Origin of the sequence: Pseudomonas sp. 15A4 (genome assembly GCF_016925575.1) — a bacterium.
Taxonomy (GTDB): domain Bacteria; phylum Pseudomonadota; class Gammaproteobacteria; order Pseudomonadales; family Pseudomonadaceae; genus Aquipseudomonas.
Map to the genome: position 1 here is coordinate 4,025,393 of NZ_CP068986.1, position 16,380 is coordinate 4,041,772.

The 16,380-nt window shown below is 52.3% G+C and carries 14 protein-coding genes; 9 read left to right on the forward strand and 5 right to left on the reverse strand.

Annotated features, from left to right (window positions below):
* The first annotated feature begins 136 nt into the window (after nucleotides 1-136).
* Nucleotides 137-1,567 carry a DUF2971 domain-containing protein gene (locus tag JN403_RS17740; RefSeq protein WP_205483519.1) on the forward strand — a complete coding sequence of 477 codons (1,431 nt, stop codon included), beginning with the start codon at nucleotides 137-139 and terminating at the stop codon, nucleotides 1,565-1,567.
* Nucleotides 1,568-1,823: 256 nt separating this feature from the next.
* Here JN403_RS17740 and JN403_RS17745 read toward each other — a convergent pair whose 3' ends face one another.
* The 3 genes from JN403_RS17745 to JN403_RS17755 all read right to left on the reverse strand — a co-directional run bounded on the left by JN403_RS17745 (nucleotide 1,824) and on the right by JN403_RS17755 (nucleotide 4,131).
* Nucleotides 1,824-2,405: an NAD(P)H-dependent oxidoreductase gene (locus tag JN403_RS17745; RefSeq protein WP_065883890.1), complete on the reverse strand. Its 582-nt coding sequence runs from the start codon at nucleotides 2,403-2,405 to the stop codon at nucleotides 1,824-1,826.
* A 122-nt stretch (nucleotides 2,406-2,527) separates the two neighbouring features.
* Entirely contained in the window at nucleotides 2,528-3,271 is a 744-nt protein-coding gene (locus JN403_RS17750) for an SDR family oxidoreductase (protein WP_056861412.1), read from the reverse strand.
* A 2-nt stretch (nucleotides 3,272-3,273) separates the two neighbouring features.
* Nucleotides 3,274-4,131 (reverse strand): SDR family NAD(P)-dependent oxidoreductase, encoded by an 858-nt coding sequence (locus JN403_RS17755; RefSeq protein WP_056861411.1) that lies wholly within the window; start codon nucleotides 4,129-4,131, stop codon nucleotides 3,274-3,276.
* A gap of 148 nt (nucleotides 4,132-4,279) precedes the next feature.
* Between JN403_RS17755 and JN403_RS17760 the strand changes: the two genes are divergently transcribed.
* The 4 genes from JN403_RS17760 to JN403_RS17775 all read left to right on the forward strand — a co-directional run bounded on the left by JN403_RS17760 (nucleotide 4,280) and on the right by JN403_RS17775 (nucleotide 8,856).
* Complete coding sequence (locus JN403_RS17760; protein WP_234010441.1) at nucleotides 4,280-5,239, forward strand: LysR substrate-binding domain-containing protein; 960 nt, start codon at nucleotides 4,280-4,282, stop codon at nucleotides 5,237-5,239.
* 408 nt (nucleotides 5,240-5,647) lie between these two features.
* Nucleotides 5,648-7,138: a GMC family oxidoreductase N-terminal domain-containing protein gene (locus JN403_RS17765; RefSeq protein ID WP_240356655.1), complete on the forward strand. Its 1,491-nt coding sequence runs from the start codon at nucleotides 5,648-5,650 to the stop codon at nucleotides 7,136-7,138.
* A 324-nt stretch (nucleotides 7,139-7,462) separates the two neighbouring features.
* The gene (locus JN403_RS17770) at nucleotides 7,463-8,209 is read left to right on the forward strand and encodes an AAA family ATPase (RefSeq protein WP_205483521.1); all 747 of its coding nucleotides are present in this window, start codon (nucleotides 7,463-7,465) and stop codon (nucleotides 8,207-8,209) included.
* A gap of 278 nt (nucleotides 8,210-8,487) precedes the next feature.
* Nucleotides 8,488-8,856: a hypothetical protein gene (locus JN403_RS17775; RefSeq protein WP_082463679.1), complete on the forward strand. Its 369-nt coding sequence runs from the start codon at nucleotides 8,488-8,490 to the stop codon at nucleotides 8,854-8,856.
* 196 nt (nucleotides 8,857-9,052) lie between these two features.
* Here the strand turns inward: JN403_RS17775 and JN403_RS17780 are convergent, their stop codons facing one another.
* The gene (locus JN403_RS17780; RefSeq protein WP_205483523.1) at nucleotides 9,053-9,478 is read right to left on the reverse strand and encodes a hypothetical protein; all 426 of its coding nucleotides are present in this window, start codon (nucleotides 9,476-9,478) and stop codon (nucleotides 9,053-9,055) included.
* 338 nt (nucleotides 9,479-9,816) lie between these two features.
* On the reverse strand, nucleotides 9,817-10,914 hold the full coding sequence (locus JN403_RS17785; protein WP_205487474.1) for an NADH:flavin oxidoreductase: 1,098 nt from the start codon (nucleotides 10,912-10,914) through the stop codon (nucleotides 9,817-9,819).
* Nucleotides 10,915-11,040: 126 nt separating this feature from the next.
* On the opposite strand from JN403_RS17785, the gene JN403_RS17790 reads away from it, so the two are divergent.
* From JN403_RS17790 to JN403_RS17805, 4 genes are all read left to right on the forward strand, one after another.
* Complete coding sequence (locus tag JN403_RS17790; RefSeq protein ID WP_205483525.1) at nucleotides 11,041-11,919, forward strand: LysR family transcriptional regulator; 879 nt, start codon at nucleotides 11,041-11,043, stop codon at nucleotides 11,917-11,919.
* A gap of 205 nt (nucleotides 11,920-12,124) precedes the next feature.
* Nucleotides 12,125-12,976, forward strand: coding sequence for a phosphate/phosphite/phosphonate ABC transporter substrate-binding protein (locus JN403_RS17795; protein ID WP_205483527.1), 852 nt, complete (start codon nucleotides 12,125-12,127; stop codon nucleotides 12,974-12,976).
* A 30-nt stretch (nucleotides 12,977-13,006) separates the two neighbouring features.
* Complete coding sequence (locus tag JN403_RS17800) at nucleotides 13,007-15,922, forward strand: GGDEF and EAL domain-containing protein (protein ID WP_205483529.1); 2,916 nt, start codon at nucleotides 13,007-13,009, stop codon at nucleotides 15,920-15,922.
* 202 nt (nucleotides 15,923-16,124) lie between these two features.
* A complete protein-coding gene (locus JN403_RS17805) occupies nucleotides 16,125-16,364 on the forward strand; it encodes a hypothetical protein (protein ID WP_065988840.1) in 240 nt (79 codons plus the stop codon).
* Nucleotides 16,365-16,380 lie beyond the last annotated feature (16 nt).

The following is a 16,380-nucleotide window of genomic DNA, read 5'->3' on the forward strand; positions in this document are numbered from 1 at the left end:
AAAGGCAGCAATCGGCCAGAAGCGGGCCTTAACTGACGTAGCCTTGGTGGTGTGACTTGCAGTGCCGGGTCAGATCGAAGCGTAGATGCCTGGCATTGTGACAAATGGACGTTCAAACAGACCTGGAGTGACAGTAGTGCTCAATCATCTTTATAGGTTTCGCCCTGTCAGTAGCCTGCTTGGCGGTAACAGAGAAAGCGAGCTGGAGGGGTGCTATATCTATTTCTCGCCACCGGAAAAGCTCAACGACCCACTGGAAGGACACCGAGAGGTCATATGGAAAGGGGATTCGGTCGTATGGGAGAATTTCTTCCAGCATTTCATGGATTGCTTACTCATTCGAAATACTCAGTACTTTACTGGTGAGTTTGAAGCTTTAGATTTTCCGATATATCCAAATTATGAAGTTCAAGCAGTGCCACCTGAAAATTACAAAGAGATTGCCGATCTTGTATCAAGATTTTTTGACTACCCAAATGTAAAGAGACATATCGCAGTTTTGGCATTTAAGGAGCGAGAAGTGAATCAAAATGAGCTAATGCTGCACCTGCGGTCGATTCAGTCCTTTGCAATGCATATTATTTCTGAAGTATTAGTGTCCTACAATCTTGTTGAAAAAGGCTACGGTATAAATGGCGCATCGCATGAAGAGCTGCTGACAGTTTCAACCAATCTTTTAAACTATTTCGAAGGCCTAGGTGATGAGCTGTTAGAAGCTGAATTCGATAGTTCTGCATTGGCATTTTTAAGAAGTGATGATCTGGTAAAAGGTTATGCTAGGTCGAAAATAGGCGAGTCAAAAAATTGGACAAGGCTTTGCATAGATTTTCCGGAAGAGTTTTTGGCCTCAAGGATCAGACTCACAACTTCTGAATGGTTTGTAAGCTGTTTCATGGAGAATTGTGAGAACTCGGCAATCTGGGGTACGTATGGCAATAACCATCAGGGTGTTTGTCTTAAATTTAAAGTGAACAATGATGAAGGGCAGCCTGGAATCTCGCTCATGAAGCCCGGATTAAAGCAGGGCATAAAGTGGTGGACTCAAACCAAATTTCACTTCAGTAAAGTCTCCCATACAGAAAAAAGCCCTGATCTTGATTTCTTTTGCAGCCTAGCTGGATATGGCGCTCAAGAAGTTATAGATAAATGGTATACCGACAAAAGCGGAAATTTAAGTTCGCGAAAAATAGATGTTTTCGAGAATCAAGTGCAATGGCATGCTAATTATCACAGAGACAATTTTAAAAGCCTTACGGTAAAAACAAGGCACTGGTCGAATGAGCAAGAGTACAGGCTAATTTTAAAATCTCAGTTTAACTCCTATATTAACGAAGATGATAGAAAGCTTCGTTATACCTTTGATGATCTGGACGGTATTATATTCGGGATAAAAACCGCTGATTCAGACAAGTATAAGCTTATCGAAATGATAGAGAGGATGTGTCAGACAAGAAACCGTGAAGAATTCACATTTTACCAGTCTTTCTATGATTCTTCCGCTGATGCCATTCTTTATCGGCCAGTTGCTCACGTTGGCAAACACGGTGTTAGAACGCATAGGGACTGAGCACCGGTCCAGGCTGACCCCGGTTTGATGAGAAACGGCGATTGCTCAGAGCGATCTCATCGAGGCTGGAACAAGATCTAAAAACCTCTCGTCTTTCGATCTTCCATTCCCTTTCCAATCGCCACCCCAACGAACGTTGACCCCTACTTTCAGGACGGGCCGGAGTCGGCCATTAGCGGACACTAAGGCCGTACGTGAAACCTGAGACGACTCATACAACGCCTTAGATCAGCCAAAGCAGAGAGTTTCTAGCACCCTAGATTAAACCCGTTGACTTGGCGGTATTGATTTCGACCCATGCAGCAAAGGCGTCAATGAATTTTTTCAAGAACTGAGTAGTTCCGTCGTCATTCAAATTTCCGCCTGGCCCCAGTAGCCTTGTCGCCCCACCGATATACGCTTCCGGCTGCTGCAAAAGTGGCATGTCCAGAAATACCATAGACTGACGTAAATGATGGTTAGCACCGAAGCCGCCGCTGGCACCGGGCGATACGCTTACGATAGCTGCGGGTTTGCCTGCCCACACAGACTCGCCGTAAGGGCGAGAACCAATATCAATGGCGTTCTTCAATACACCAGGAACTGACCTGTTGTATTCGGGAGTGAAAAACAGTACTCCATCTTTCGACGCCATATTTTGGCGAAAACGAGTCCAGGCTTCAGGGGCACTCTTACCGTTTTCTTCCAAGTCTTGGTTAAACAGATTCAGTTCATTGATCTCGACTATTTCTAATAAAAGGCTCGGTGGCGCAAGCGCGATTACTTCTTGAGCAAATAGGCGGTTCAACGACTCTTTGCGCAGGCTGCCGACAATGACGGCAATCTTTTTAGGCGACATGATGGGACCTTGATTTAAGTGGCTTTAAAGGGGGTAATCAATTTGAAAAGAACAAAAAAACGGACGTCGAACGGTGGCCGAACGATGAGGACTGCCCCACCGCCTGGTCATGTGGGTCTGCCCTATACTTTGGCGGCGCCGTTGACAACCAGGTGATGACCGGAAATCCAAGCTGCATCGTCACTTGCCAGGAAAAGCACGGCGCCTTCGACATCGGCGACAGAGCCCAAGCGCGCAAATGGCGACAACTGTGCCAATGCCTGATAGTCATTTTCCTGAAGGTTTGCGATGACACCGGCGTCACGTAGCGGCCCCGGTACCACACCGTTCACCGTGACGTTACGCTTGCCCATTTCCTGCGCGAGACATTCAACGTAAAGCCGGCCGGCGGCTTTGCTTCCGGCATACGCGGTGAAGCCTGCGTTCGGTACGATCGTCGTAGTGGACGAAATCACGATGATGCGTCCACCATCGGTAACATGGCGCGCACTTTCGCGTAGCGTATAGAAGGTGCCAAACACATTGGTTTTGGTGACAGCCTCGAACATCGCGTTATCGATTTCCGTGATCGGTGTGTCGATAAGCTCCCGCCCGGCATTGGCCACGACAATATCGATGCGCCCAAATCGAGCCAGCACTGCTGCGAATATGGCTTTGACAGCGTCCGGGTCGCTGATGTCTCCCCCGATGGCCATTGCTTGAGCGCCCTCAGCAACGAGAGCCTCGACGTTTCGGTCGGCTGCGGCAGCGTCAGTGTTGTACGTCAACGCAACGGAAGCCCCCTCTCTGGCAAAACGACGTGCCAGGGATAATCCGAGCCCGCGCGATGCGCCGGTAATCAGTACAACTTTGTTGGTCATTCGCATGATCAGATTCCGTTGATGCTGCGTTCTGTAGAGGTTGCGTTGCCCTGCCACTGGACAAGTTCCTGCTCGACTTTGGCCATTTTTGCACGCATTCCGCCCATCGCATCGGCACCCAAGGCCGCGTGTACGGGTGGATGATCCGCCTCCATCAGGTTGATAATCGCCAAAGCCCCTTTTCCTGGAACATTCGGCTGCTTACCTTGCAGACCACCTATAGCTACACGGAACTTACCGACGGGTGTGCCTTCATAGTCATCGATTTTTTGCTCGACGTAAGCCAGTGAGCGACCCGCAAATTGGGTCTCGAATACACCGATGGTCAACACAGTCGTGGCGATGTTAAAGGGTGCAAGTTCACCTGCCAGTGCTTCCCCCAGGATGTCAGTAGCGCCCTTAGCGGCCGAGTACACGCCCATGCCCGGGTAGCCAATGAAGCCACCGATTGCGGAGAATTGAATGATGTGCCCGCTGCGCTGCTTGCGCATCGCAGGGGTTACAGCGCGAATGATGTTCAGGCCGCCAAAGAAATTCAGATCGAATACACGCCGCGCTTCTCGATCCGTCATTTCTTCAACTGCACCCACTGTGCCAGCACCCGCACAGTTGGCGACAATGTCGATACGTCCAAAGTGGTCCAGCACCTGGGCCACACCCGTTTTGACCGCCACATCGTCTGTCACGTCTACCAAAACGCCCATGCCCTGCGCAGCATGTTTACCGTTATAGAAATCCACTTCTTCTTGCTTGCGAAAGGTGGCTGCGACTAGCGCACCTTTTTCCAGCAGTTGATGCACTAACTCGCGCCCCAATCCCGATGAGGCACCAGTAACGAGGACGACTTTGCCATTTATTGATTTCATTCTCTGCTCCGGGGTTTGGCTATTCACCGGATGTTAGGTATTGGGCCTCCCCCAACAAGCCGGTTTGGCCAGATTCAACTTCCCGCTCATTGGACGCTCCTTCCCAGCGAAACATTGCCAAATAACCACATAGTTCTAGACGGTACCCTTGGAACTCTTCAAGATTAAAAATTGCCTTCCTATGATTGGGCCATACGTGAATCGGCTGGACCTGAACGATCTATTTATTTTTGTCAATGTGGTCGATCGCGGTGGGTTTACTGCCGCAGTTGCAAGTACCGGTATGCCCAAGTCAACGCTTAGCCACCGCATGCAACAATTGGAGGGCGAATTAGGTGTGCGTTTGCTCAGCCGAACGTCGCGTCGCTTCGGTATGACCGAGGCAGGAGAAGAGTTTTACCAGCACGCGCTGGCCGCGCTGCGAGAAGCGGAGATGGCAGAAATGTCAGTGCGTCAGCGGTTGTTGGAGCCCGTCGGGACCATCCGGTGTACCGCTGGAGTCGCGACCATGAATTTCGCCATGGCGGGCATGATCGCTGACTTCCTTCGTGTCTATCCCAAGATCAATATGGTCGCTCATGCAGCCGATCGAACCATCGATATTGTTGGCGAAAATTACGACGTCGCCATCCGGGCGCATGAGGCTCCATTGCCGGACTCCGATCTTGTCCAGCGCATGCTCGGGGTCGCTCCCTGGTTTCTGTTCGCCGGATCAAGCTATCTGGCCGAACATGGCGCACCGGCCACGCCAGCGGAGCTAAGCAGCCACGCCTCGATTTTCTTTGCGCGAGCTAATGCCCCCATGAACTGGCGGTTGCGCCATGTCACTTTATCGATCGAAGAAATTGCTGTGCCCATCATGCCGCGGCTGCAAAGCGAGGACATGCTCAGCCTGCAACATGCAGCTATCAGCGGGCTTGGGATTGTGGCCCTGCCGAGTTACATCGCGCGGGCGGCCGTTGCGCGTGGTGAGCTTCATCGAGTTCTGCCCGAATGGATAGCTGGCGATGCCAGGATCACTGCACTGGTACCTTCCCGCAAAGGATTACTGCCGTCAGTACGTGTTTTCTTGGATCACTTGGCTTCGGAGTTTCCCAAGATCCTCTAGCTGTAAAGCCATCCTTAATACGCTGGGCAAATCGTTGCAGCGGCTTCTCCGTGAATACAGCACATTTTTTTACCGAATACAGCAACTACGGCGGCACTACCGAGCGGTTAGGCGCCGAAGATAGGGGAGTTCTCGACGTCCATTCCACCGGACACAGATTCCAGAAACCCCGTCTTGCTGGGTCAGGTACGCGTTCCTACCATGGTTTCTTGCCTCTCATCCTCGACGGCACTAACGATACCTGATCTGGAATCTATGACTTTGACAATCACACGACGCGGCGCGATAGCTTTGGGAGCACAGGCAGTGCTGGTTGCAATGACGGCAGGCGCTGCTACGTTTGCCTCTAGTGCAACGCGCAGCTCCAGTAAAACTAAAGAGACCCCTCGGACTGGCAAGCAGTTTGACGTGGTGATCGTCGGTGGTGGATCTGCCGGTGCCGTCCTTGCAGCACGTCTCAGTGCCGACCCGCTGCGCAGTGTGCTGCTGCTCGACGCAGGTCCCGACTTTGCGCCCGACCGGTATCCAGCAGTGCTGACGAACGCCGACCTAGTTGCCGCCTCTCCCGAATACGACTGGCATTACCATAGTGACGACTCAGCTCGGATAGGTCACGACATAGCCATCCCACGCGGCCGAGTGATCGGTGGTAGCTCCGCGGTCAATGCTGCTGTGGCGATGCGTGCGCGTCCTGCCGACTTTGCGCGCTGGGCCGGACGCGGAATCGAAGGTTGGGCTTGGCCGGAAGTTCTGTCCGCCTACCGAGCGATGGAAAACACGCCAACTGGCGAAGATGCATGGCATGGCCGTACCGGCCCATTTCCAGTGCGTCAGCGCACTGCTGCGCAGAATACTATCTCAATGCGTGCTTTCGTGGCGGCTGCCGAGTCAGTTGGACTGCCGCTCGTGGATGACTTCAACGGCGCGCGCCAGCACGGCGTAGGTCCCTACCCGTTGAATGTCATCAACGGCACCCGAATCAATACCGGCATGGCTTACCTGAGTGCAGACGTGCGGGCTCGCGCCAACCTCACTATCCGCGGCCACGCTGAAGCCGACCGCGTCCTGATAGAACGAGAACGCGCCATAGGTGTATTGCTAGTAGACGGCGAGATAGTTCCAGCCGGCGAAGTAATCTTGTCGGCCGGTGCCATAGGCAGCCCCGCTATCCTGCTACGCTCCGGTATCGGCCCACAAGGCCATCTTCGCGAGATGGGAATCGCCACCGTCGCTGATCTACCGGTAGGTGAACGGTTGCAAGAACATCCGTTTTTCTTCAACGTCTACGCGCTGAAGACCTCCGCAATTGCTATGACCCCAGCCGGCGGCGCCATCGCCTGGACTCGTTCGCAACACGCCGCACCGGACGATCTGGACTTACATATCTCCGGTACACACCTGATCGACCCAAAGGCAAGCCCTACCGGCGGTGCGATAGTGCTGGCATGCGCCGTCACATTACCTAAATCCAACGGTAGCGTACGCTTGACCAGCCGTGACCCCCGAGTTGCGCCGAACATTCGGTACAACTTTTTTGAACAGGAAAATGACTTGGATCGCATGGTCGAAGCTGTAGAACTGTCTCGCAAGATTGGCCGCAGTGTACCGTTTGCTGACTTGGTTGACCATGAAATGACACCGGGTAGCAGCGTACTTGAAGGCAAGGCTTTGCGACAAAACATCGTAAACAATGTCGCCGGCTATCAGCACCCCACGTCGAGCGTGCCGATGGGCGCGGACGGTGACAAGGCCGCCGTAGTCAACAATTGGGGCGCGGTGCGAGGTATCGCGGCACTGCGTGTTGTGGATGCCTCTATCATCCCGGATATCCCATCGGTGGCGACAAATCTTACTACTATCATGCTAGCCGAACGCATTGGTGCCCACCTGACTCGATAATTTCGCCGAACGCAGCGTAAAACTGGAGCATCAATGATTGGATCGCTAAAGCCGAACTCTGCAATAAGAACCATAATCTGAAATTGAATAAAATATACGGAGACCGTTGAGCAAACGCCGTCAATAGACGATAAATTGCAAATTAGAAGTTTGGCCGAAACAGCGCCGCAACTGCGGCGCGAGCCAAGAATGGTTTATTTTTATGTCGGACATATCTATTGCTTATAAAAAAGAGCCAAACTACAGAAAGACTATTTATAATTACCCTAAGTATCACACATATAGCTATAACCATTAAATAAGATAAATAAAGCCAGGAAGTTAATGCCTTACATTAAGAGAATTGAAATCTTAGAGAACTATAGAGAAGAGAATAATTTCCCCTTCTATTTGCCTTCAATTCAATCAATTGGCAAAATCGAGCTTCATCCCGTGATAAATTTTTTCGTTGGAGAAAACGGTAGCGGTAAGTCAACCCTCTTAGAGGCTATTGCAGTTTCATGTGGCTTTAATCATGAGGGAGGCAGTAAGAATTTCAAGTTTTCTTCCAGCGATGAAAAATCCCTACTGTCCAAGGCATTGCGCTTGTCACGCACAGCAAAGCGACCTCGAGATGGCTATTTTTATCGCGCAGAAAGTTTTTATAATGTAATTACAGAGATGAATAAGTTGGATTGCGGACCTGGCGGGCCAGCTATTAAGGACTCATACGGGGGAAACGATCTTCATACGAGGTCTCATGGGGAGGCTTTTATGGATCTGATTTTACATCGATTCGGAGGAAACGGATTGTATTTACTAGACGAGCCTGAATCTGCGCTATCTCCCCAACGCCAATTATCTCTGCTGGTACGTATAGCGGAACTCGCAAAACAAAATTCGCAGTTCATAATTGCAACTCACTCACCAATTTTAATTGCTTACCCGGGCGCCAGAATTTGGGAGTTTACCAATAGTGGATTGGTAGAGAAGGAATATTCAGAAACTGAAAACTACCTAATTATGAAAAGTTACTTTGCTAACCCTGAAAGCTTTATGAGCAAACTATTTGATGAAAAGCATGATTTTTAGTTGGTTCAGGCACTGAAGAACATCGATGGCTAGAGCGTTTATCAAGATCGCTGGCGCAAAAAAATGAATTGTTGCCGATCGCGGCTTAATAAGTACGACGGCATTATTGCCTTGTTTAGCGTAGATCGAGATGCCGCCGATTTGAGGAGAATGGCCACTTCTTGCCGAAAGCGGTAGCCTGGTACGGCAGGTTTCGGCTAGAAGCGCACTCGACAGTTAGCCGCTGATGTCTCTACGCTGATCGATCTGGTGAAAGCACACCACTAAAAGGAGCAGTCATGTTGGTAGTTGCCGTTGATCGAGATAGCGTTCATGCGGGAGATGATCTGGAAAGTCATGCAATATCGATCACATTCGATCAATCAGCAACACTGCGCACCTTGATCGAAGTGATACAAGATATGGACTACCTACCTCGTATCAGTGGAGGCAAGGCCACTTGGGTTGTTTATTCATCTGGCAAACCATTAGGTGTTTTAGCCCAGCAATGGCCAGAACCTAAATTGGTCGTGCGCCCCGAGAGCATCGTGGATCAATATTTCGGAAATATCGAGCCTCGCCTACTTTTCAGATATTGGTGTCAGGCAGATCCAGATGAGGTCTTTTCGGATGCCCAGGCCGGAAATGAACTGCCATCACGATTTTAGGATGGGCAGGAGGCATTGCTTTAAATCAATGCGAGATTACTGCTGTGGGTCGAGAGCCGCCTCCCGTGAACGACTGCTTCTGGCCGTTAGCAGCCAGTCGCACCCCTTCGCCTTCGAGCCGAAGCTGACATTAACGACAGCAGCACCAGCCAAAGCCCGGGGACCGCCCTGTAGCGTGCCGCCTGGTCGAAGCCCATCAGCAGTTGTACTCGCCCAAGTAGGTGATAGTGCCAGTGCTTTCCGGCAAGCGCGTTACGGGCTCAACCTGGGATGAACGCGAACGACGGTCGTGCCACATAGCGTCCCGATTCGTGCCAATCATTATGAAATGGGTGAACGGGGCACACTTGGCGATCGCCTCGGCCCGCTCAGCCGGGCTGCTTATGTGAGAAACGACTCTTTCGAGCCCACCTGGCAGCTCCACGAAGTCGGAATCTATATTGAACTCAAGCTCGTCGGCCATTCGCCAAGTTGGGTTGCGATCTTCCCAGTCACTGTATTCGGCGGCGGAGGCCGTTGCGGGAGGCTTTGGCTCCCATTGCTCGAAGGCGTATAACTTGGCCTCTTCATCACTGGCAAAATTCGCACCGAACAGGTGAAAGCCCCAAGGCTTTTTATCCATGAACCACGTCTCGCCACGAAGAAAATCGGAACACTACACGTTGCCAAGCCCAATGGCATCACTCTCCTGCGCCAGGCTACTTACCCCAAAGCCTCTGATACTGGGCAAATGGCATTGAGGTCTACTTACTTAAAAACGAATTGGCGATTCCGGTACGCGTTACTCAAGCAAGTAGCGAAGGAAGCCCCATGGCAGCTGGGAATGAACTCAGATTCGAGCGCTTCCTCCACCAAGCGCACGCCGCTATCGACCGATAACCGTCTCTCGCGAACCACTGCCATTGACCCAACACAGACGTCACCGAGTCCCTTTTTTAGGATTTGAATAGCGACTTAACCTTAAGCCAGCTCACTGTTTTTGATGTTTGCGATAGGCCCGAGCAGTGAGAAGTCAAACTCCTTCATGGGCTGATTCATCAACAGCCGGTTCGGGTAATCAGGATTAGCCAGCGCGCTTTTTCCCAGTGCAACGATGTCAGCGCCGTCATTGAGAACGTGCTCGGCATGCTGAGGGTTGTCCAGCCCGCCATTGGCGACTATGGCGACCCCTGGAGCATATCGACGGGCCAGGCTGACCAGGCTGGGGCCGCTCTCGCTGAACGCAGGCTCCCACGCTTTGTGTTCTGTGACATGAATGTACTGGATACCTGCGTCTTCCAGTGATCCAAAAATGGTCTCGGCGGCAGCTTCGCCTTCAGCCCATTTGTGTGCGTAATCGTTGACCTTGCCCTGTGAAATTCGAACACCCACGCGAGCGCCCCCTACCACTGCTCTTACGGCCTTGATCACCTCAAGAGTCAGGGCAATTCGATTGCGCACGCTTGCGCCCCAGCGGTCTGTTCGCAGGTTCGTATAGTCAGTGAGGAATTGATCAAGCAGATAGCCGTTGGCGCCATGAATTTCTACGCCATCGAACCCTGCGCTTCCGACTGCCAATCTTGCGGCATTGGCGAATCCTTCAATCGCATCGGCGATGTCTTCATCGGTCATGACCCTGGGTACGGCGTATTGGCCCTCGCCATAGTAGAACTTCATCTGCTCACCTTTGGGACGTATGGCAGAAGGGCCGACCTTCTCGCTCAGGAAACGGTTTCCCTGACTCAAGGCCCCCGCGTGCATGAGTTGCGCGAAGATCAGGCCTTGATGGCGATGTACCCGACTGGTAACGGCTCGCCAGGCCAAGGCTTGTTCAGCATCAGTGATACCAGGTTGAAACCGATAGCCTTGAGCGAATTTCTGGTCGGTGTAGATCCCTTCAGTGATCACCAGCCCAAAACCGCCTTTGGCAAAGCGTTCGTAGTATCGTCCCATCGTCTCCGAGGCACTGCCATGTTCAGTTGCGCTGACGCGAGTCATGGGTGCAACAGCGAGCCGGTTCTTTAATTTCAAGTCGCCGATGTCGAACGTGTCCAGGATCTTCTTGCCGGGCGTGTTCATTGATTGGACCTTCGTTGGCCAGAGATTCATTTCCAAGGCCTTATGCTGGGTGACGATATCCCTGATCAGGTGAAGGTATAAGACGGCCAGGGAGATAAGGCGGCGTAACGCTGAGAGATATAATCGATGCAGATTCAGGATGTTGAAGTGTTCGCTGCGGTGGCAACCGCCAGCAGCCTTTCAGGGGCGGCGAGACGACTTGGGCTGTCAGCCATGACAGTGTCCCGACGACTTGCCTCTCTGGAAAAAGAATTAGGGGTGCGGCTTGTTCAAAGAACGACCCGCTCTGCGTCCCTCACGCCCGAGGGAGAAGTATTGTTACCGTTCGCCAGAAGCATGCTGGAGGCTAACGAGGCAGCGCGCGCCACATTGAAAGCGAATGCCGGAGCGGCCAGCGGCCTACTGAGAGTCACCGCTCCCACCGTGTTCGGCCAGGAGATGATCATGCCGTTGATCCCCCGGCTGCTTGCAGAAAACCCGGCGCTGCAGGTTGACCTGACACTCTCTGATCGCATCGTAGACATCGTGGGCCTGGGTATCGACGTCGCGATCCGCATAGCGACACTCAGCGATTCCGGGTTGGTAGCCCGCGCGCTTGCTCCGAACCCACGGGTCATCTGCGCCAGTCCTGGCTATCTCGCCAGGCAGGGTACGCCAACCCACCTTGAAGACCTTAAGCGTCATCAATGCATCGGCCTGCATGGCATGCCTTATTGGCCATTTGTCCATCAGGGAGAAGAGGTATCCATCCGTGCCGAAGCATCGTTCTCGGCCAATAGTGTCGAGTCCGTCAGAGCGGCCAGCAAATTGGGACTCGGTCTGGCCATGCTGACTTACTGGGACGTACGCACCGCCCTCGCGGAGGGCAGTCTGGTCCTCGTCGAGCTGGAAGATGGGGTGCCTGAGCAACTGTCCATAGCAGCAGTACTTCCTACTCGTCAGTACGTACCCAACCGGGTGCGCGTGCTGCTTGAACATCTTGAACAGGCGCTGAAGTCTGGGTGACTCAAGACGATCTGCACCGAATGCGATCATGGTGCTTTGTATCCATTGGGCCTATGCGGCTTAGTGGATCCAATGAAGTTAACTATTTATTTATGCAGACGGTGCTTTAGATCCTCGCTCTTCAGCCGATTGATTTAGATTGCCGAGCTTAATCTGGCTTGAAAGGCCTTTGAGTGAAAAGTCAGTCACCATCTGGAGTGCACCCGTGACGTTACGCCTAACCTGCAAAGCCATTATTATTGCGCTGTCTTTTGGGCTGTCAAATGTGGCTGTCTCTGAAGATCTTAAGGTCTACAATTTTTCGCCTGTCAATCAATACAATCTTAATCTCTCAGCCAGTTTCTGGAACCCGATCATACGGTATGTGTCCGAAAAAAGTGGCGTGAATCTCACGCTGAAATTAGGGCGTACATCCTCTGACACAACCAGTTATGTGCTCGCACAAGAAGTTGATTTCGCTTTCACCAATCATCTCTTTAGCCCTGAGCGCGACAAAATGGGCTGGAAGGTATTTGGTCGCCGTGACGCGCCTCCCCTTGAAGGACAAATCGTGGTCCCTGCCGATTCGCCCATCCATAGCCTTTCTGAACTGGAAGGCAAAGAGGTTGTGTACCCCGGGCCCGAAGCGTTCATTGCTTATAAAGTCACCAGCTCGGAATTGGTAAAGAAAGGAATACATACGTCTACGGTATTTGCAGGAAACATGGACGGCGCCTTCAGCCAGCTGCTCAGCGGCAAGGCACAGGCGATGGGGGTCAACTCACAGCTTGTCAGCGGCTACACGGAGCGAGAAGGTAGGTCGTTCCGCGTATTGTGGAATTCGTCCTCGTTCAATGATTTAGCCCTCATGGTCTCCCCTCGTATTTCACAAAAAGAGCTTGATGCGGTAGCCAACGCATTTTTCAACATGCAGTACGACAAAGACGGCAGCAAGATTCTTCATGAGGCGACCGAGTTGGTCCATGCACCCGCACCGATTACCTTTATTCCTGCTACGGCAGCGGATTACGCTTCCTATCGTGATTTTTACAGCGGCTTGCCGGCAAACCTCAAGTAAATAATCTGACATTAGCTGAAGAGGCTATTAATGACTTTCTTTAAAAGCCTGCTGCCCAAATCACTGACGTCGCAAATATTGGGGATGCTGTCTATTCTGATAGTGGTGTTCCTTACGGCCGGGCTGGGTCTTTTTTATAAAAATCAGCTTCTTCAGCATATCGAGGAAATCCAAGACACCGCCAACATGCTGATAGAGGTTGCCGCACAGGCCGTGGAGGAAAGTGTCGTCATCGGCGATTACGACACCATCAAAAGAACCCTTGAAAAGACCCTGGCTCGCTCGCCGTTTCAATCCGCCATGTTTATTGACCTGTCGGGTGGCGTCATTCGCCTGCAGGCGCCCAGTGCGCCGGTTGGCAGAGCCCCCGCGTGGATAGAGGCCGAGGTTGCTGCACGATTATTCGATGTCAACCGACCGATAACGATCGGTGGAAAAGATTATGGCGTGATGCGCCTGTCATTCAACGCCGAGAAAATAGCGACCGAACTTTGTAATTTGGTGGTGCAAGCTACCGTGCTGGCAGTGCTTTTTTTGCTCACAAGTTTGTTGTTGATGGGATGGGTGATCAAGCGTTCGCTCGCCCACCTGGACAAGCTTCACTCCTATGAAGCGGAAATCGCGTCCGGCGCAGTGGCAGCAGAAGCCATGCTGGTCGCGGATGCGCCCGTCGAAATACAGGAGGCAATCAAAGCGGTAAACCGTACTGCGGCGAATATGCGTAATCACTTTGGTCAGCGCATCGAATCGTTGATGAACACCCTGGTGCAGCATAAAAACGCCCTGGACGAGGTTTCAATCGTCTGCGAATGTTCGCCCTCCGGTCGCATCACCTATGTCAACGAACGATTCGTAACCAGCTCACAGCGTTCCCGCGCCGAGCTTTTAGAGTTGACGATTGATCAAGTCTGGAACGGCATGTCTTCAGCCACTCAGCCGTGGCAGTGGGCGCCTGAACGTGAAGTGTGGAACGGTGAGGTCAGGCTTACAGGTCAGGCCGGTACTGAGCAATGGCATCAACGCACCATCATCCCTATTCTCGATGACAGGGGCGGCGTTGAAAAATATATCTGCATCGACATCGATATCACCGATCGAAAAGAGTTTGAGGTAGCGATTCTGGATAACGCCAGAAGGCAACACCTGATCGCCTTGTTTGGCCAGCAGGCATTGACAGAGGAAAACGTCAGCGCCCTGGGTGAACTGGCCGCACTGACAGCGGCGCAAGGGTTGAGCATGAGTAAGGCCGCTTTATTAGTCGTTGATCGCGTGAGTCACGGGGTCATCCTCAACGCCGAGACGGGCTTGACCAACATTGATACCCGCGATAGCGAGACGAATGAGTTCTTGAGCGGTATGGGTTCTTCTGCCGGGCTCGATATTTCCGATACGCCGGATGCGAAATACAAATTGCTGTCGGTTGACACAGTGGGAGCTGAGCCCATCAGAAGCCGTGTTGAGGTCGATATACCTTGCGGGGATGCTTCTAAAGGTGTGCTCGGGGTTTACGCCACCACAGGGCACGCCTTTACACCTGAAGACGTTAGCTACCTCCAAACGTTGGCAAACCTGCTGGCAGCTGCGCTTGAACGGGATGACGCAAAGAAAAGGCTTACCTATCTGGCCGAAAATGATTCGCTTACACATCTGCCCAATCGCTGGTTCCTGAATAATTACCTGCACGCTGCAATCAGCCGCTCTGCATCCGCGCCCTCTGCAATAAGCGTCATGTTCATCGATTTGGACAGATTCAAAACCGTAAACGACACCATGGGGCATTCCGTAGGGGATGAGTTGCTCATCCAGGCGAGCCGGCGCCTGGAAGAATACCTCGATGACGACAGCCTGGTTGCGCGGCTGGGGGGCGATGAATTTTCGGTTGTGGTGACACAGCCTGTTTATTCGGCAAGCTCCATCAAATCGCTTGCGACCCATGTTGTCGACGCTTTGGCAAAACCCTTTAATCTTCGTGGCCAGGATATATTCGTCTCAGCGAGCGTTGGCATCGCTACTTATCCCTTTGACGGGGATGACGCTGGCGTCATCCTCAAGCACGCTGATACCGCCATGTACCATGCAAAAAAGAGCGGTCGTAATAATTTCAAGTTTTACACTGCCGAGATGAATCAAAGTGCCGTCAAGCGTTTGCAAACTGAAACGCTGTTGCGGGGCGCGCTTGATCGCGACGAGTTCATTCTGCACTTTCAGCCCAAGGTCAGCCTCACCGATGGCAGCATCAGTGGTCTGGAAGCTTTACTGAGGTGGGATCATCCAGAGCTCGGCCTGGTTTCTCCCGCTGATTTTATCCCTATGCTTGAAGACACCGGCCTGATCATTCCCGTGGGCGAATGGGTCATCCGGAAAGTCTGTGAAATCCTGAAAGGTTGGGAAGATAACAATCTCGGGGTGGTCCCGATCGCCATCAACCTTTCAGCCAGGCAGCTTCAGGTAAAAGGGCTGGCTAAAATCGTCAGGCATATCCTGGAAGAATACGGTATCAACCCCGCTCTTTTAGAGTTCGAGCTCACGGAATCCGTGCTGATGATTGAACCCGAGTCGGCAGTTGAAATACTTCGAGAGATAAAGTCATATGGCATAGGGCTTTCGGTGGATGATTTCGGAACGGGTTATTCCAGCTTGGCCTACTTGAAGCGATTCCCTATCGACACGCTCAAAATCGATAGAATGTTTATAAAAGACATCACAAGCAATCATGAAGACGCGGCGATCACCCGAGCGGTCATCGTATTGGCACACGAATTGGATTTAAACGTCATTGCGGAAGGTGTCGAAACATTCGACCAGCTAGAGCTGCTTGTGAAACATGGTTGCGATCAAATTCAGGGTTACCTTTTCAGTAAGCCCGTCACGAGTGATGAGTGTGCCGCCATGATTAAATCTTCACGCACGTTGGCTATAACATTTTCAGAACCTGATTTTGCCTGAGTCAGTCTCTGCCGCATTTGCACGGGCACCAAGGACGGGCAGCGGCGCTTGAACCCAGGGTGAATCTCTTCCCCGGCGCCTCCCCCTCTAGAACCATCGCAGCGCTGGCGAACACCATTGGGGTCGCGACGCGGCCCGGTTATTGGCACACTGTGCGGCATTCGCCTGAACACACAGCGCCTAACCTCTATCCGGACGTCACATGACACCCAACGCAGAACTCTATAACCCTTCCACTGAATACGCCGACAAGCTGATTTCGCGGATTGGCCAAACACCTTCGTGGATCGCCAAGCGTATCGGGGTCACTGACAAGCGCATCCGCTACATCCTGGATGGCGAAAGAACCGTCAAGGGCGAAACGACGCCCATTCAGATGACCTACACCGAGCAGTTCGCCCTTGAGTGCCTTGTCCAGGAGGCCATCGCCCTCAAGCGGTAACCATTCCGGGCTGCCG